The following is a 15624-nucleotide window of genomic DNA, read 5'->3' as shown; positions in this document are numbered from 1 at the left end:
ACAAAGTACGCTCTATCATTTTGAATCTATGCATCGTGCTCTCCGAAAATCGATTCCGATTTTCGGGCCGATGCATCTGGCGCCTTGCCCGTCAGAAGCAGGCGTGTCGCCGTGACGACGTCCTGTTGCCGCATCAGGCTCTCGCCGACCAGAAAGGTGCCGATGTCGCTCTTTCGAAGCCTGAGGCAATCGTCATGCGAGAAAATTCCGCTCTCGCTGACCAGCAAGCGGTCCGCCGGCACCATCGTCGCCAGCCGCACTGAGGTCTCGAGGCTAGTCTCGAACGTGCGCAGATTGCGGTTGTTGATGCCGATCAGCCGCGACGACAGCTTTAGCGCGCGCTGCGTCTCGGCCTCGTCATGCACTTCGACCAGTGCATCCATGCCAAGTTCGAACGCCGTGGATTCGAGGTCGCTGGCCAGGGTGTCGTCGACGCTGGCCATGATGATGAGGATGGCGTCCGCACCCCAGGCGCGGGCTTCGTAGACCTGATACGGGTCGAATAGGAAATCCTTGCGCAGCGCGGGCAGGGCGACGGCGGCTCGCGCCCTGGTGAGAAATTCAGGCGCACCCTGGAACGACGGCGCATCGGTCAGCACCGAAAGACAGGCAGCGCCGCCTTTCGCATAGGCCTGTGCCAGCGCTGGCGGGTCGAAATCGGCGCGGATCAGGCCCTTGGATGGGCTCGCTTTCTTGATCTCGGCGATCAGCGCAAAAGCGCCGGATTTGCGCTTCGCTTCGAGCGCGGCAAGAAAGCCGCGCGGTGCATCGGCATCCTTCGCGCGCGCCTTGATTTCGGCGAGCGGCACATGTGCCTTTGCCGCTGCGATCTCGTCGCGCTTGTAGGCCTCGATCTTGCGAAGAATGTCAGACACGTTCTATCCGTTCGAAATCTCGACCAGCCTGTCGAGCACTTGCAGCGCCCGGCCGCTGTCGATGGCTTGCGCCGCCGTCGCGATGCCGTCGCCAAGCGTCGTCACTTTGCCTGCCACGACCAGTCCGGCGCCGGCATTGATCAGCACGGTGTCGCGATAAGCGCCGGCAGCGCCACCCAGCATATCGCGCAATGCCTTGGCGTTGTAGTCCGCGTCGCCACCGCGCAACTCATCCTTGGTATGGCGCGCCAGCCCAACCGCTTCAGGGGTCAAGGTGAAGCTGCGGATCTCGCCGCCGATCAGTTCGGCGACCTGCGTCTCGCCGGTGGTGGTGATCTCGTCATAGCCGTCGCCATGGGCAACCCAGGCATGCTCGGCGCCCAGCGCCTTCAGCGTCTCGGCTACCGGCAGGATCCATTCCGGCAGGAACACGCCGACCATCTGCCGCTTGACGCCGGCCGGATTAGAGAGGGGCCCCAGCAGGTTGAAGATGGTGCGGGTGCCGAGCTCGACGCGGGTCGGGCCGACATGCTTCATCGCCGGATGGTGCGCGGGCGCGAACATGAAGCCGACGCCCGCCTCGTGGATGCAACGGCCGATAAACTCGGGCGGTATGTCGATCTTGACGCCGAGTGCAACCAGCACGTCGGCGGCTCCTGTCAGCGACGACAGGCCGCGATTGCCATGCTTGGCAACCGGCACACCGCTTCCGGCAATGACAAAGGCCGATGCCGTCGAAATGTTGACGCTGTGGGAATTGTCGCCACCCGTGCCGACGATATCGATGGCGCCGTCAGGCGCTTCGACGCGCAACATTTTGGCCCGCATGGTGGCGACGGCGCCGGAAATCTCGCTCACCGTTTCGCCGCGCACGCGCAGCGCCATCAGGAAGCCGCCTATCTGGCCGGGCGTGGCGTCACCCGACATGATGATGTCGAAGGCCTCGCGCGCCTCCTCGAAGGAAAGCGCGCTTCCGGTCGCGACCTTGGCGATATAAGTTTTCAGCGCGCTCATCTTGTCGAGGCTTGGGCGACTGCGGCCTGGTCGACGCGAACGTCGTACTGCGTCTGCAACTGCGCCACCAACTGGTCGAGCAGGTCATCAGACATGCCGGAAGTGAAGGACTTCTGCGCATCGTCTGGCACCGAGCTGGCATCGGCCCCTGCAGGCTCGAACACTTCGGCGACCTTGTACAGGATCTGCCCGTCTCCGGTAGGCGAGGGGATCAGGCCGGTGCCGCCTTCGCCGACTCCGAACATCGCCGCGGCGCCCTCCTTGCCGAAATCGACATCGTCGGCCTCACGTTTGACGCCGCGCTTGGTCTGCTTTTCCAACTTCAGTTCGCCCGCGATGACGTCGAGCGTGGTGCCAGCCTTGAGCCGCTTTTCAAGCTCATCTGCCTTGGCGGCCAACCGCTTGGTTGTCTCCGCCGCCGTCCAGTCGGCGACGACTTTCTGACGAACTTCGTCCAGCGTGCGGTCCCGAGCCGGCGTGACCGAAGCCAGTTCATAAAAGACAAAGCCGTTGTCGGCGGTTGTCAAAGCGTCATTCTCCGTACCGGGCTCGGCATCGAAGACGGCCTTGATCAGCTCTGGCGATTGCGGCAGGTCCTTGACGATGCTTCCGTCGGGCCGCAGCCCGCTGCGGTCGATGGCGTCGATGGTGACGACCTTCAGCTTCAGCTTGGCGGCGGCATCGGCAAGCGAACCGCCGGCGGCGCGGGTGTCTTCGTAATTGTCACGCACGTCGAGGAGGATGCGGCTTGCCTCGCCCAGCGCCAGGTCCTTGCGGATATGGTCGGACACTTCTGCCAGCGGCTTCACCACCTCGGGCTTGATCTCGGTGACGCGCAGCAACACCGGACCAAAGGCGCCTTGCACGACTTGGCTGACTTCATTGGTATTGAGCGCGAAGGCCGCATCGGCGACGGCCTTGTCGGCGATCTTGTCCTTGGCCAACGTGCCGAGCAGTGTGTCGGCCGGGGTTTTGCCTTCCGCCGTGACGAGCTTGTCGAACGTCACACCGGTCTTAAGCGAATCGAGCGCGGCCTTGGCCGCATCAGGCGTCTTGAACACAAGCTGCTCGATGGTGCGCATTTCCGGCGTGGTGTAGCGCGCCTTGTTCTTGTTGTAATCGTCTCTGACCTGTTGGTCGGTGACGGCGGTTGTATCCATGATGTCGACCGGTTCAAGCCTGACATAGGAGAATTTGCGGTATTCGGGCGCCGCGTATTTCTTCTTGTTCGCCTCGAAATAGGCGGAAAGCATGCTATCGGACGGCACCTCGATCGGCTCGACCAGTGCTTTGGGCAGCGTCAGATAGTCGATGGTGCGGTCTTCGCCGCGATACAGCGCGACGGCCTTGAAGAAGGTGTCCGGGGCTTTCAGACCATCCGAGACCGCTTCGACGATCTGCTGGCGCACCGCCACCTGGGCACGGTTCTTCAGATAGTCCTCCGGCCGCATGCCAATCTGCCGCAGCATATATTCGAAGGTTCTGCGGTCGAACTGGCCGCCCGGGCCCTTGAAGGCCGGATCTTCGCGCGTCAGTTCGGCCAGCCGGTCCTTGGAGAGGCCGAGGCCAAGCTTGCGGGCCTGTTCGTCGAGAACGGCGCCCGAGACGAGCTGGGCAAGAACCTGGTTATCGACGCCGAGCGCCTTTGCCTGTTCGTGGCTGAGACGCTGGCCAAACTGTTGCGACATGACCGCAAGCTGGCGATCATAAGCGAGCCGGTATTCCTTGATCGACACCTTGGTGCCGCCAGCGGTTATGACCGAATCATGGCCGGCGAAACCGCCCATCAGCCGTCCGGAAATGCCCCAGGCGGCGAAACTGACCACCAACAGCGAAAGCAGCGTCTTCGCGACCCAGGTACCTGCCGCGCTTCTCAATACACCAAGCATCGTTACTTCCGATTTATGCGCAATTTCGCATGCGCCGAGTCTGAACCAAGCGCAATAGCGCCCTTCCGGTCCACTGTCGATTGCTTTGTGGGCTGATTTTGGTAGTGAGGGCCAGAGCCCGATATCGCCCGGAGAAGCAAACCATGACGCCAGGAATTCGCCCGCTTGTTGCCGGCAACTGGAAAATGAACGGCACCAGTGCCTCGCTCAACGAACTCAGGATGATCGGCAACGGTTTCCTGAGTGGGCTCGATGCGGAGACCGAAGCGCTGGTCTGCGTTCCCGCGACATTGCTAGCCCATGCCGCGGAGATCTTGTCGCGCACGCCGGTGCATGCCGGCGGTGAAGATTGCCACAGCAGGGAGAGCGGCGCCTACACCGGCTGCATTTCGGCGGAAATGCTCAAGGATGCGGGCGCCAGCCATGTCATCGTCGGCCATTCCGAGTGCCGTGAGCAGCGCGGCGAGGATGACGCGACGGTACAAGCCAAGGCCTCCGCCGCCTGGCGTGCCGGGCTCGTGGCCATCATCTGCATTGGCGAGACCCAGCAGCAGCGTGAAGCGGGCGCGACTCTCGACGTGCTGTCGCGTCAGGTCGACGGATCGGTGCCGCCAAGCGCCACCCCGTCCAACACCATCATTGCTTATGAGCCCGTATGGGCGATCGGTACCGGCCTGACGCCGACCGCGGCCGATGTGGCCGAAGCACACGCACATATCCGCGAAAAGCTGGCGGAAAAACTCGGCGGCGTTGCGGCAAAGGTGCGCATCCTCTATGGCGGCTCGGTCAAGCCCTCAAATGCAGTCGAACTGCTCGGCGTCAGGAATGTCGACGGCGCGCTGGTCGGTGGCGCCAGCCTGAAGGCAGCGGATTTTCTTGCCATCGCCGAGGCTTATCGCAACATCGCTTGAACTTGTTCGCCACGCCGGATGGGGCTCCCGGCGCTGGAAATCGTTGCAAAGAAGGCGTTGCTTCCCATATTCCGGCCACGGGCTTGGAAATGCCATCAAAGCATTGTATTGAGCCGCCTCCAATTCACCGGTCGTGTCCGCGGCCGGGCAAGGCTTTGCCAGGATAAACTATGGAAACCGTACTGATCGTCATCCATCTCATGGTCGTGCTCGCCCTCGTCGGGGTGGTGCTGCTGCAGCGTTCCGAAGGCGGCGGCCTTGGCATCGGTGGCGGATCCGGCTTCATGACCGCGCGCGGTGCCGCCAATGCGCTGACGCGTGCGACGGCGATCCTGGCGGCGGCCTTCTTTGCCACGTCGCTGACACTGTCGATCGTCGCCCGCTATGGCGAGAAGCCGATCGACATCCTCGACCGCGTGCCCGCGACATCGGATGGTGCCGGCAAGGGTGTGCTCAACCAACTGCCAGGCACGACCACACCGGCGCCCGCCGGCAACGCCACGCCGACGCCGCCGTCCGGCAACGACGCCGCAGCTCCGGCGGGCACGGCGCCTGCCGCCGGCTCGAAACCGTCGACCAATGGCACCGCTCCGGCGGCCCCGCAGGTTCCGAACCAGTAATCTCCAGGCTCTGCAGCCGCGGCCTGTTGTCGTTTGAACACAGTCGCGGCAAATGCAGCACAATCACGAAGATTCGACGTGGTGAGGCGCGGCCTCGCGCTTGAGGCGTTCGCGCTTATTCGACTATAGATTGCGCGCGGCATTTCCGGCGCCTTGGGGGCGCTGGGCGACGCCGTGGGCAACAAGCATAGAACGATCGGATCTTCGCCATGCAGCTTCGCAGCTTCATTTTCCTGGGACTTTGCGCCGCACTCGGCATGAGTTCCCCAGCCTTCGCCGGCGCGCCGGCAAATATGGCCGCACCTTCCGTTGAGAAAACCGGCGCCATCAATGTCGCCGTCAAGAGTGACGCGTCGCAGTTGAAGCTTCTCAAGAAGAAGAAAAATCCGACGCCGGACGATCTCGCCCAGATCAAGAAGATCGAGGCCAAGATCGTTGCCGACAAGGAAGCCGCCAAAGCCAAGGCTCTCGAAGCCAGGAAGCTGGCGATGCGCGAGGCGGCCAAGGCCAGGGCCGACGCTGAACGGCAGGCGTTCCTGGCCAAGAAGGGCAAGAGCGCGCCCGCTACCGAAGTGGCCGACGCCAAGCCGGCCAAGACGCAGGCTGTAAAGATCATTGAGCCAATCGCGCCGATCCAGTCGGCCGAGTCGCTTCCGGCAGAGGCGATGAATGTCGCCTTGACCGGCAACAATGGCGAGCTGCGCAGCGAGGTCGTCGGCCAGAAGCGGCCAAGCGGCGGTGGTCTGTTCGCTGGTCTTTTCGGCGGTACCTCATCCGGCTCGTCGATGAGCTATCTTCCAGAGACGCGGGCTCTCGATCAGGCCCTCGCCAAGAAGGAAGCCAAGAAGCAGTTCAAGGTGAAGCCGGAATTCGTGCCGCAGGACGTGGAATTCACCGGCTATGACGCCGGCACCATCGTCATCGACACCAGCGCCCGGCGCCTCTATCTCGTCGAATCATCTTCGACCGCTCGCCGCTACGCCATTGCGGTCGGCCGCGAAGGCCTGCAGTACAAAGGCACGGTGGCGGTCGGCGACAAGCAGGAATGGCCGCGCTGGATCCCGACGCTGGACATGCAGAAGCGCGAGCCGAAGCACTACGGCCAGTACAAGGACGGAATGCCGGGCGGTGGCCAAAACCCGCTCGGTGCCCGCGCCATCTATCTCTATGACGGCAAGAAGGACACGCATCTGCGCATCCACGGCACCATCGCGCCGCAGTCGATCGGAACCAGCGCCTCGAATGGCTGCTTCCGCATGATCAACGAGCACGTCATGGACCTCTACAGCCGCGTCAGGGTAGGCACCAAGGTCGTCATCATCTGACGTTTTCGTCATCCTGCCAAAGGGCCGGCTCAGCCGGCCCTTTTCTTTTGCCTTGCCTATCGTCCAAGCGCCTTCTTGGGAAAAAACCTTCGCGGTGGTTTTTTCTCTGGCGGAATCAATCCGGCCGCGTTAAGCGATGACTCCCATGGCGCGATATGTATTCATCACAGGCGGCGTGGTTTCCTCACTTGGAAAAGGCATAGCCGCAGCGGCCCTTGGGGCTCTCTTGCAGGCGCGAGGCTATCGCGCACGCATCAAAAAACTCGATCCCTACCTCAATGTCGATCCGGGCACGATGTCGCCGTACCAGCATGGCGAGGTTTTCGTTACCGATGATGGCGCCGAGACCGATCTCGATCTCGGCCATTACGAGCGCTTCACGGGGCGTTCAGCCAATCAGCAGGACAACATCACCACCGGCCGCATCTACAAGAACATCATCGAGCGCGAGCGGCGCGGCGATTATCTCGGCGCCACCGTGCAGGTCATCCCGCACGTTACCGACGAGATCAAGAATTTCGTCCTCAACGGCAATGATGACTATGATTTCGTGTTGTGCGAGATCGGCGGCACAGTCGGCGACATCGAGGCGATGCCATTTCTGGAAGCTATACGCCAGCTCGGCAACGACCTGCCGCGCAACAATGCCGTCTACGTTCATCTGACGCTGATGCCCTACATCCCCACGGCCGGTGAGCTGAAGACCAAGCCGACCCAGCATTCGGTCAAGGAACTGCGCGGCATCGGCATCGCGCCCGACATCCTGCTGGTCCGCGCCGACCGCGCTGTTCCCAAGGAAGAGCGCAGAAAACTGTCGCTGTTCTGTAATGTGCGCGAGAGTGCGGTGATCCAGGCGCTCGACGTGCCACATATCTACGACGTGCCGATGGCCTACCACAAGGAAGGGCTCGATTCGGAAGTGCTGGCCGCCTTCGGCATCGATCCGGCGCCGAAGCCGCGCATGGAGCCCTGGCAAGCGGTGTCCAACCGCATCCACAATCCGGAAGGCGAAGTCACCATTGCCGTGGTCGGCAAATATACCGGCCTCAAGGATGCCTACAAATCTCTGATCGAGGCGCTGTCGCATGGCGGCCTGGCCAACCACGTCAAGGTCAAGCTCGACTGGATCGAATCGGAGATCTTCGAAAAGGAGGATCCGACGCCCTGGCTGGAAAAGGTGCATGGCATCCTGGTTCCCGGTGGCTTTGGCGAGCGTGGCGCGGAAGGGAAGATCCTGGCGGCGAAGTTCGCGCGTGAGCGAAAAGTGCCGTATTTCGGCATCTGCTTCGGCATGCAGATGGCCTGCATCGAGGCAGCGCGGTCGCTGGCCGGCGTCGAGCATGCGTCATCGACCGAGTTTGGCCCGACCAAGGAGCCGGTCGTCGGCCTGATGACCGAATGGCTGAAAGGCAACATGCTGGAGAAGCGCCGCGAGACCGGCGACCTCGGCGGCACGATGCGGCTCGGAGCCTACCAGGCCGAACTCGCCAAGGGCTCGAAGATCGCCGAGATCTATGGCGATACGCAGATTTCCGAGCGCCACCGCCACCGCTACGAGGTCAATGTCGACTACAAGGAGCGGCTCGAGGATTGCGGCCTGGTCTTCGCCGGTATGTCGCCCGACGGCGTGCTGCCGGAAACGGTCGAGTACCCCGATCATCCCTGGTTCATCGGCGTGCAGTATCACCCGGAACTGAAAAGCCGGCCGCTCGACCCGCATCCACTGTTCGCCAGTTTCATCGAGGCGGCGGTGGAGCAGAGCCGGCTGGTGTAGTTTCACAGGCCGGCAGATGATGCGGACTTATGTCGCGCTGCTCTACAGCATCATTCTGGGTGAGGGGCGACGGGTCGTCATGGCCGACCTCAAGGCGATGGCCGAAGAACTCGGGCTGAAGAACCCGCGCACGCTGGTAGCGACCGGCAACCTGGTCTTCGAGGCGCCGGCAACGAACGTCGCCGATCTGGAACAACGGCTGGAAGCTGCCTTCGAAAAAACCTTCGGCCGCCATGTCGACATCATCGTGCGTTGTGCCGAGGACTGGCTGAAGCTTGCCGCCGGCAATCCGTTTCCGGACGAATCGAATGCGACTGCGGATCAGGTGACGGTGCGCGTGATGCGCCAACCGGTGCCAGACGAAGCCGTCACGGCGCTCGGCTCTTATGTCGGCAAGGACGAAAAGATGCACGCCGTCGGTGGCGATATCTGGATTGTCTTCTCGCGCGCCAGTTCACGGCTTCTGACGGCAACCAGCCACAAGCGCCTGGGCGTCGGTACATCCCGCAACTGGAACACGGTGCGCAAACTGGCCGAGATGGTGGACAGTAGACAGTAGACAGTAGGCAGTAGGCAGTAGGGAAGCGGTTCTCTACTCCCTAGCACCTACTGCCTACTGCCTCAGTTTCAAGCCTTTGCCGTCTTGGCGCCTGCGCCCAAAGCGGCGGTGCGCAGCACGTAGTAGATGATGCCCGCGATCGCCACGCCGAAGAACCAGCCATAGACGCCCCACCACGACGGCAGCCAGTTGGTGAAGTTCGGCAGGATCGACGAGAAGATGGCACCGATACCGGCGGCGATGAAGGCATTGACATGCCAGCCGCTCTGGAACCGGAACTCGCCGTCCTCGCGATAGAGCGCCTCGACGTCGACCTCACCCTTCCGGATCAGATAGTAGTCGACCATCATCACGCCGAAGATCGGCCCCATCGTCGCGCCGATGACGTTGACAAAGGAAGCGGCACTGCCTTCCCATGGCGCGAAGGGATAGAGCACGAGCGCGATGACGGCCGCGATATAGCCGCCCTTTTTGAAGTCGATCTGCCTGGGAAAGACGTTGGAGAAGTCGAAGGCCGGCGAGACGAAGTTTGCCACCACGTTGATGCCGAGGGTTGCCACGGCAAACGTCAAGGCCGCGAGCGCTGCCAGGAACCAGCTATCGAACTTCGCCGAGATCTGGTCGGGATGCAGCAGCACTTCGCCATAGACGTCAAAGGCGGCGATGGTGGTGACACCGGCGACCAGGGAAAACAGGATCAGGTTGATCGGCAGGCCCCAGATGTTGCCCTTGCGCAGCGATGCCTTGTCCGGCGCGTAACGGGCGAAATCGCAGAAATTGAGATAAAGCGCGGAAAAGTAGGTGACCCAGATCGCCGCCACCGCAAACAGCGACGTCCATGATCCCGGCGTGCCCGGTACGCCCGCATCCTTGGTCTTGTCCAGCAGCACGTCCATAGGGATATCGCTGGTGAAGGCAAATCTCCCGGATTTGACACAAAGGTAGATCGCCAGGATCAGCATCATCACCCAGACTGCCGGTCCTGCCCAATCCTGGAAGCGGCGCACCGTTTCCATGCCGTTCTGGATGATCAGCAATTGCAGCGCCCAGATGACCACGAAGCAGATCACCTCCAGGCCGGTATGGCCGAGGAAATGCGTGTTGGCGTTGAAATCGGCAAACCATTGCGCGCGGATCAATAGCGCTACGATCGCGCCGGAGGCGGCGGCGGTCTGTGCGCCGTACCAGAAGCAGGCAACGACGGCGCGCACCAGCGCCGGTATGTTGGCGCCCCAGATGCCGAAAGTGGCACGCGCAAGCACGGGGTAGGGCACGCCTGTCTTCACGCCGGCGTAGCCGACCATGTTCATCAGCGCGTAGATGATCAGTGAACCGATGCCGATGGCGATGAGGAAATTGACGAACCCGCCACAGAATAGAAAAAGGCTGGCGGCGAGATAGTAGCCCCAGAGGCTGTGAACGTCCGATGTCCAGACGTTGAAGATCGAGAATGGTCCCCAGTTTCGAGTTTTGGCAGGCGCCAGGTCGTCGTTGTACAGATCAGGTGAAGCACCCTGTATTGTCATTGCAATGGTCCCCTTTTGCAGCACGCGCCCTCACGCGTTGGCGGTGCAGGGTAAGCCTGACGCAGGGGAACCGACAAGCAATCTATTTGTCGGCTTTGGCCTTAAAGATATTCAATGAGAACTGCGATTATCGACGGCACTCCATGGTGGGCCGCCTCTGCATCTGCCAGGTCGATGATTCGAAATTCCGATCTCCTAGAAAGAAATCTCGGATTGCGTGGAACCGGCTGTCGAATGGCGCGTTTCATTGGGTTCGATTGAGCGCATCGCGATCGACGGGGAGGAAACGATGAACGACCTGCATTTCATTTCGCCCGTGCGGATCTCGCGCGGGCAGGGGCACCCTACTGAAGAAATTGATAGTGTTGCCGAGGCCATGGCGTTCTTGCGGAAATGGCCGACGGGACGGCGCGGTCCGGTTTATCAGTGCGCGCTGAATTGCTGCTCGGCCGCCCTGTCGGGCCAGATGACGGCCGAGGAAGCTCGGAAAGCCTTCACAGGCTTTGCCCGCATAACACGCCTTCTCGATGATGACATGGCATTGCCGGCGGCCGGCGAGGACAAGGCAAGCGTGCACGCGCTGCGGCGGTAGGTGGCTCGCATCATCATCCTTACGGGGAAGTACCTACGACAACGGGTTCCGTCGGCCCAGCCGTCCCATCTGTGGTCGGGGTGGTCGTTCAGCTATTCACTTGCCTCGCGACCCGACACCTGCTCGATCAGGATGCGAAAAAACACATGTGGGCTGCTGTCCGACACAGGAGGCACGACCGGCTTGAGCGCACCAGGCTCCCACCAGTCGGCGTGTTTGCTCAGCACTGACCATGCATGGTCGCGCTCGATCTTGTGGCCAACCCGGTCCGGCAATTCCTCATAGCGGCCATCGACTACGACGCTTCTCCATCCACGCCCTTTGCCGCGCTCGTCGACCTGGACGGATACCAGCGGATTGGCTCGCATCCATTCGATCTTCTTGCCCGGCATTGAAAATGCGTAGAGGTGATTATCCGCATGTGCGTAGTAGAGAGGCACGACGTAAGGCTGCCCGTTCTTTGCGCATGCGAGCCGTCCGACCCGATTGGCCGTCAGCAATCTCGTACTTTCCAGGGTGGAAAGAGTTTGGATCAGCATCGGTGCCGTCTCCTATTTCGCGGCCATCCCAAAGTGTTGTTTGCCTTGCCGCTTTGAACCATCACCATCCGGGTGCTTCCGCCCGGCTCATGGCTGGCAAAGTCCACATTCGCGCATTTGGCAATTGCGGAAAATGATTCAGCTCAAGGCGCGGGCTGGCGCTTCTGGAGAATCATCTGGAGATGTGGAAACCGATCCTCACCGCTCCGTTTGGGCGCAACCTCACACTGGCCGTCTTCGACGAGGATGGCGAGCATGCGCTCGTGTTTCCCTGCATGAAGGAGCGGGAAGGCTGGAGGAACGCCGCCACCGGCGCATGGGTAGACATCCGCCCGACTCACTGGCGCGACTGGGGGTCTCACAGTGTGCCGGCTCTCGACGACAACTCCTTTGACGATGGTTCCTAGGATTTGGGTTCTACGATCAGTGCCATGCGCACGAGGTGCGACAGGCTGCTCGCGCTCATCTTGCTCATGACATTGGCGCGATGGATCTCGACCGTACGTGGGCTGATTCCGAGGTCATAAGCGATCGTCTTGTTTGGAAGACCTGAGACAAGTCCATCCAGCACTTGTCGCTCTCGTTCCGACAGCGTCGATAAACGGCCGTTGATTTCCGTGGATTGTGGGTGCGTAGCGTTCGCCTGATTGCGCTTATCCAAAGCGGAACGGATCGCACTTATCAGAATATCGTCGTCGAAAGGTTTTTCGATGAAATCGGACGCCCCCTCCTTCATTGCCTGAACGGCGAGCGCCACATCAGCATGGCCCGTCATCACGATGACCGGAAGCATGTGTCCGCGGGTTCGGAGCTGCCGCAGGAACTCGATTCCGTCGATGCCCGGCATGCGCACGTCGGTGACGATGCAACCGTCGGGATTGCCCGTCGCGGTATCCAGAAAAGCTGTCGCCGATTCGTACAGCCGCACGGCAAAGTCGGCTGTCGCCAGAAGAAAGCCAAGCGATTTGCGCACGTCCACATCGTCGTCAACCACGTGCACCAGATCACTAACTGACATTTGTGACCTCTTCCTTCTCCACAATGCGCAACGTGAACCGGAAAGCGGTTCCTCCGGCCGGCATTGGCTCGGTCCAGATGTGACCACCGTGCGATTCGACGATGGTACGGCAAATCGAGAGGCCGACGCCCATGCCCTGCTTCTTTGTGGTGACAAATGGCTGGAAAAGCTGTGCGGAGACCTCCGGCGCGAGGCCGGGGCCGGTGTCGATCACGCTTACCTCCGCCATGCCATCGTCCCGGGCGACAGTTGTGACTTTCAACTCGCGGCGCGGCGCGCCTTGCATGGCCTCCACGGCGTTGCGTATCAGGTTAAGCACCACCTGCTGAATTTGGATGCGATCCGTCAAAACCAGTTCGGCCTCCGGATCAAGCTGGTAGCTGACGCGCACGTCTATTTCCCTCGCCCCCACCAAAGCCAGTGAGGAGGCTTCTTCGATCAGCATCGGCAAGCGTTCGACCTGACGCTCGCTTTCGCCCCTGGCGACGAAGTCGCGAAGATGACGAATGACCTCTCCAGCCCGCAAAGCTTGCTCAGCCGCGTTCTCGACGGCCTCTCTCAGCATCGGTGCGTTCTCTTCCATGCTCTTCTCAAGAAGCCGGCGGCTGCCTTTGAGGTAGTTTGTGATCGCCGTGAGCGGCTGGTTTATCTCATGGGCAAGCGTCGAGGCCATTTCGCCGAGCGCGGTGAACCTGGCCATGTGGAGCAGTTCCAGCTGCTGGTCCTGTATTCGCGCTTCCGCCCTGTGGCGCTCGGTCAGGTCTCGGCAGAAGCCGGTAAAGAAGCGTCCGGTTCCGGGATGCATTTCGCCAACGGAAAGCTCCATTGGAAAGGTCGAACCGTCCTTCCGCATTCCGGTGACCGTGCGGCCTAGCCCGATGATCCGGCGCTCACCGGTCGTCAGATAGCGAAGCAGGTAGGCGTCGTGATCGTCACGGTAGGGCGACGGCATCAGTATGTTGACGTTTCGCCCAATGGCTTCGCTGGCCTGATAACCGAACAGCGCTTCCGCAGCTGTGCTGAACGATTGAATGCTGCCCAGTTCATCGATAACCACCATTGCATCGGGCACCGTCGCCAGGATCGAACGCAAATGATCTTCGCGCAGCTGAAGGGCTGCATTTGCGAAGGAAAGCTCACTGACATCAGTGCCTTGGACAAAGATGGCCGTGACGCGGCCATCGTCGGCCTTGATCGGCTGATAGACGAAATCGAGGATACGCTCCTCAAGCGGCTGGTCGTCCCTGTTGCGAAGACCGACCTTGATGCCTTGGCCCCTGTATGGCCCTCCGGTCCTGTAGACATGGTCCAGCTGTTCCAAGAACCCTTGGCCTTCGAGTTCGGGAAGGGCTTCGCGCAGCGATTTCCCAATCACTTGCCTGTCGCCGATGAGCCGTTGATAGGCGGTATTCGTCAGTTCAAAGACATGATCCGGCTCACGCATGATAGCCATGAAGCCCGGGGCCTGTTCGAACATTTGGGACAAGACCGACTTCAGCATCGTCCCGCCGGCCGACAAAATAGGCGCTTCGTCTTGGCTCACCTGAAATCCTTGGATTCGACACGCCTGCGAGAAGGGCTAACTACCACTTCTCGCCGCGCACGCAAAACGGATCGGGGCCGACGTTCTCGGATACGGATGCGCTTAGGCCCTTTGACGCGCATCAAAGCATCGGGTGCCAGCAAATGCATTCATCGTGCATTCCGTCGTTCAGCGAAAGGCCCGTGCGATGTGCTACAAGTCAATTGTCGTGAATCTTGCCGTCGATGCGCCTCCCGTATCCATCGTGAAGGTCGGAATCGAGCTAGCGGAGCGGTTTGGAGCCCGCCTCATTGGCCTGGCGGCTGCAGATGTCCCGCCGTTGGTCGCGACAGGGGACGGCATGGTCTACGAAGGCGAGATCATGCAGGTCCAGCGGACGGAAATCGAAAAGCGACTTGCCGAACTGCGGGCCGAGTTCGAGAGGCTGGTTCCTGCTTCGATGTTCAGCGAATGGGTGCAAGCTATTTGCAGCCCGACTCGCTTCCTGAGTGTCTCCGCGCGAGGCGCGGATCTTGTCGTTACCGGCAGCGAGAAGGCGGACAATATCTTTCGCGCAGTCGATGTCGGTAGCCTGGTGCTCGGTGCCGGTCGACCGGTCCTGGTTGCTGCGAGTAATGTCGACCATCTCGTGGCAAAAACCGTGCTTATTGCCTGGAAGGACGCCAGGGAGGCCCGACGCGCGATAGCAGATGCCTTGCCTTTCCTGGCCAAGGCCAACGAAGTCGTGGTCGCCACGATCGATACGGACCATGACAAAAGCATTCGCGACAGCCTCGCCGATGTCGCCGTTTTTCTGGAACATCACGGCATTTTGGCGCGAACCGAACTGATCGCCGGCGACGCCGACGGCGACCGGCTGCTGGCGTTCGCGCGGTCGATCCATGCCGACCTGATCGTCTCCGGCGCCTATGGCCACAGCCGCCTCCGGGAATGGGCGTTCGGCGGCATCACGCGCACATTGATCGAAGACAGCGGCATCAGCCGTTTCATGTCGTATTGACGGTTCGATGCCCACTGCCGGATGGCTTGGATAATGAAAGTCCTCATATTGAGGTCGATCCATCCTTGACTGCCTCGGCTTGGCAGCGGCTCCGCCTGTTGACCGAGATCAATGTCATGTGCCGCCAGCATGCAATGATCGCAAAGAAGGAGGAGCCACCGACATGAACTTTCTCGACTACCTGGTCTCGGTTGACGCAAGGACCGCGTTGATGGATCGAATGATGCGCAAGCTTGGCGTCGACAGGCAATTGAAAGTCGTGCCGGACCATGAAGCCGTCGGCCACCAGGACGAATGCGCAATTTGGCTCGACGAACACCAGCAGGCCGATGATCCACCCGACTATTGCCGCAACCGGGATTTGATCGCACGGCTGCAACATGCGGCCGGCCAACGCTAGTCTTAGGCTAACGCTTCTGGGGCGACAGGCATTCCTCAT

At 61.2% G+C, this 15624-nt stretch carries 16 protein-coding genes; 9 read left to right on the top strand and 7 right to left on the bottom strand.

The window, feature by feature from the left end:
- Positions 1-26: 26 nt before the first annotated feature.
- Genes trpC through NKJ89_RS28530 form a run of 3 tightly spaced genes read right to left on the bottom strand, consistent with a single transcriptional unit; the run spans position 27 to position 3778 of the window.
- Positions 27-875 (bottom strand): indole-3-glycerol phosphate synthase TrpC, encoded by an 849-nt coding sequence (trpC, locus tag NKJ89_RS28540; RefSeq protein ID WP_023759226.1) that lies wholly within the window; start codon positions 873-875, stop codon positions 27-29.
- A 3-nt stretch (positions 876-878) separates the two neighbouring features.
- Positions 879-1889 (bottom strand): anthranilate phosphoribosyltransferase, encoded by a 1011-nt coding sequence (trpD, locus tag NKJ89_RS28535; protein WP_352607450.1) that lies wholly within the window; start codon positions 1887-1889, stop codon positions 879-881.
- Entirely contained in the window at positions 1886-3778 is a 1893-nt protein-coding gene (locus NKJ89_RS28530) for a SurA N-terminal domain-containing protein (RefSeq protein ID WP_352607448.1), read from the bottom strand. The genes trpD and NKJ89_RS28530 overlap by 4 nt, the downstream gene beginning before the upstream one ends.
- Before the next feature lie 143 nt (positions 3779-3921).
- On the opposite strand from NKJ89_RS28530, the gene tpiA reads away from it, so the two are divergent.
- The 5 genes from tpiA (at position 3922) to NKJ89_RS28505 (ending at position 8967) form a co-directional block, all read left to right on the top strand.
- Positions 3922-4689, top strand: a complete 768-nt coding sequence (gene tpiA / locus NKJ89_RS28525) for a triose-phosphate isomerase (RefSeq protein WP_023759223.1) — start codon at positions 3922-3924, stop codon at positions 4687-4689.
- A gap of 170 nt (positions 4690-4859) precedes the next feature.
- The gene (gene secG, locus NKJ89_RS28520) at positions 4860-5309 is read left to right on the top strand and encodes a preprotein translocase subunit SecG (RefSeq protein WP_352607446.1); all 450 of its coding nucleotides are present in this window, start codon (positions 4860-4862) and stop codon (positions 5307-5309) included.
- 209 nt (positions 5310-5518) lie between these two features.
- Positions 5519-6634: a L,D-transpeptidase gene (locus tag NKJ89_RS28515; RefSeq protein WP_352607444.1), complete on the top strand. Its 1116-nt coding sequence runs from the start codon at positions 5519-5521 to the stop codon at positions 6632-6634.
- Positions 6635-6770: 136 nt separating this feature from the next.
- Positions 6771-8408: a CTP synthase gene (gene pyrG, locus NKJ89_RS28510; RefSeq protein ID WP_352607442.1), complete on the top strand. Its 1638-nt coding sequence runs from the start codon at positions 6771-6773 to the stop codon at positions 8406-8408.
- A gap of 19 nt (positions 8409-8427) precedes the next feature.
- Positions 8428-8967 carry a DUF1697 domain-containing protein gene (locus NKJ89_RS28505; RefSeq protein WP_352607492.1) on the top strand — a complete coding sequence of 180 codons (540 nt, stop codon included), beginning with the start codon at positions 8428-8430 and terminating at the stop codon, positions 8965-8967.
- A 68-nt stretch (positions 8968-9035) separates the two neighbouring features.
- Here NKJ89_RS28505 and NKJ89_RS28500 read toward each other — a convergent pair whose 3' ends face one another.
- Complete coding sequence (locus NKJ89_RS28500) at positions 9036-10493, bottom strand: NCS1 family nucleobase:cation symporter-1 (protein ID WP_352607441.1); 1458 nt, start codon at positions 10491-10493, stop codon at positions 9036-9038.
- Positions 10494-10782: 289 nt separating this feature from the next.
- Between NKJ89_RS28500 and NKJ89_RS28495 the strand changes: the two genes are divergently transcribed.
- Positions 10783-11085: a DUF982 domain-containing protein gene (locus tag NKJ89_RS28495; protein ID WP_023759217.1), complete on the top strand. Its 303-nt coding sequence runs from the start codon at positions 10783-10785 to the stop codon at positions 11083-11085.
- Positions 11086-11177: 92 nt separating this feature from the next.
- Here NKJ89_RS28495 and NKJ89_RS28490 read toward each other — a convergent pair whose 3' ends face one another.
- A complete protein-coding gene (locus NKJ89_RS28490) occupies positions 11178-11624 on the bottom strand; it encodes a pyridoxamine 5'-phosphate oxidase family protein (RefSeq protein ID WP_352607439.1) in 447 nt (148 codons plus the stop codon).
- Positions 11625-11806: 182 nt separating this feature from the next.
- On the opposite strand from NKJ89_RS28490, the gene NKJ89_RS28485 reads away from it, so the two are divergent.
- On the top strand, positions 11807-12031 hold the full coding sequence (locus NKJ89_RS28485) for a hypothetical protein (RefSeq protein ID WP_352607437.1): 225 nt from the start codon (positions 11807-11809) through the stop codon (positions 12029-12031).
- Here NKJ89_RS28485 and fixJ read toward each other — a convergent pair.
- Both fixJ and NKJ89_RS28475 read right to left on the bottom strand, forming a co-directional pair.
- Complete coding sequence (fixJ, locus tag NKJ89_RS28480) at positions 12028-12642, bottom strand: response regulator FixJ (RefSeq protein WP_352607435.1); 615 nt, start codon at positions 12640-12642, stop codon at positions 12028-12030. The genes NKJ89_RS28485 and fixJ overlap by 4 nt on opposite strands.
- Positions 12632-14143, bottom strand: a complete 1512-nt coding sequence (locus NKJ89_RS28475; protein WP_352607433.1) for a PAS domain S-box protein — start codon at positions 14141-14143, stop codon at positions 12632-12634. The genes fixJ and NKJ89_RS28475 overlap by 11 nt, the downstream gene beginning before the upstream one ends.
- Before the next feature lie 229 nt (positions 14144-14372).
- Between NKJ89_RS28475 and NKJ89_RS28470 the strand changes: the two genes are divergently transcribed.
- Together NKJ89_RS28470 and NKJ89_RS28465 are read left to right on the top strand one after the other, a co-directional pair.
- Positions 14373-15185: a putative universal stress family protein gene (locus NKJ89_RS28470; protein WP_352607431.1), complete on the top strand. Its 813-nt coding sequence runs from the start codon at positions 14373-14375 to the stop codon at positions 15183-15185.
- 163 nt (positions 15186-15348) lie between these two features.
- Complete coding sequence (locus NKJ89_RS28465; RefSeq protein ID WP_352607429.1) at positions 15349-15585, top strand: DUF6455 family protein; 237 nt, start codon at positions 15349-15351, stop codon at positions 15583-15585.
- Positions 15586-15624: the final 39 nt, after the last annotated feature.

It is taken from the genome of Mesorhizobium sp. M0047 (assembly GCF_040323315.1).
Lineage (GTDB): Bacteria > Pseudomonadota > Alphaproteobacteria > Rhizobiales > Rhizobiaceae > Mesorhizobium.
Note: the sequence above shows the minus strand (reverse complement) of the source record. Positions and strands in the feature narration are given on the sequence as shown.

What these genes read in the sequence shown, in the direction of transcription:
- trpD (WP_352607450.1), bottom strand. Translation starts at nt 1,889, where the DNA reads ATGAGCGCGCTGAAAACTTATATCGCCAAGGTCGCGACCGGAAGCGCG.
- NKJ89_RS28530 (WP_352607448.1), bottom strand. Translation starts at nt 3,778, where the DNA reads ATGCTTGGTGTATTGAGAAGCGCGGCAGGTACCTGGGTCGCGAAGACG.
- tpiA (WP_023759223.1), top strand. Translation starts at nt 3,922, where the DNA reads ATGACGCCAGGAATTCGCCCGCTTGTTGCCGGCAACTGGAAAATGAAC.
- secG (WP_352607446.1), top strand. Translation starts at nt 4,860, where the DNA reads ATGGAAACCGTACTGATCGTCATCCATCTCATGGTCGTGCTCGCCCTC.
- NKJ89_RS28515 (WP_352607444.1), top strand. Translation starts at nt 5,519, where the DNA reads ATGCAGCTTCGCAGCTTCATTTTCCTGGGACTTTGCGCCGCACTCGGC.
- pyrG (WP_352607442.1), top strand. Translation starts at nt 6,771, where the DNA reads ATGACTCCCATGGCGCGATATGTATTCATCACAGGCGGCGTGGTTTCC.
- NKJ89_RS28505 (WP_352607492.1), top strand. Translation starts at nt 8,428, where the DNA reads ATGCGGACTTATGTCGCGCTGCTCTACAGCATCATTCTGGGTGAGGGG.
- NKJ89_RS28500 (WP_352607441.1), bottom strand. Translation starts at nt 10,493, where the DNA reads ATGACAATACAGGGTGCTTCACCTGATCTGTACAACGACGACCTGGCG.
- NKJ89_RS28495 (WP_023759217.1), top strand. Translation starts at nt 10,783, where the DNA reads ATGAACGACCTGCATTTCATTTCGCCCGTGCGGATCTCGCGCGGGCAG.
- NKJ89_RS28490 (WP_352607439.1), bottom strand. Translation starts at nt 11,624, where the DNA reads ATGCTGATCCAAACTCTTTCCACCCTGGAAAGTACGAGATTGCTGACG.
- NKJ89_RS28485 (WP_352607437.1), top strand. Translation starts at nt 11,807, where the DNA reads ATGTGGAAACCGATCCTCACCGCTCCGTTTGGGCGCAACCTCACACTG.
- fixJ (WP_352607435.1), bottom strand. Translation starts at nt 12,642, where the DNA reads ATGTCAGTTAGTGATCTGGTGCACGTGGTTGACGACGATGTGGACGTG.
- NKJ89_RS28475 (WP_352607433.1), bottom strand. Translation starts at nt 14,143, where the DNA reads ATGCTGAAGTCGGTCTTGTCCCAAATGTTCGAACAGGCCCCGGGCTTC.
- NKJ89_RS28470 (WP_352607431.1), top strand. Translation starts at nt 14,373, where the DNA reads ATGTGCTACAAGTCAATTGTCGTGAATCTTGCCGTCGATGCGCCTCCC.
- NKJ89_RS28465 (WP_352607429.1), top strand. Translation starts at nt 15,349, where the DNA reads ATGAACTTTCTCGACTACCTGGTCTCGGTTGACGCAAGGACCGCGTTG.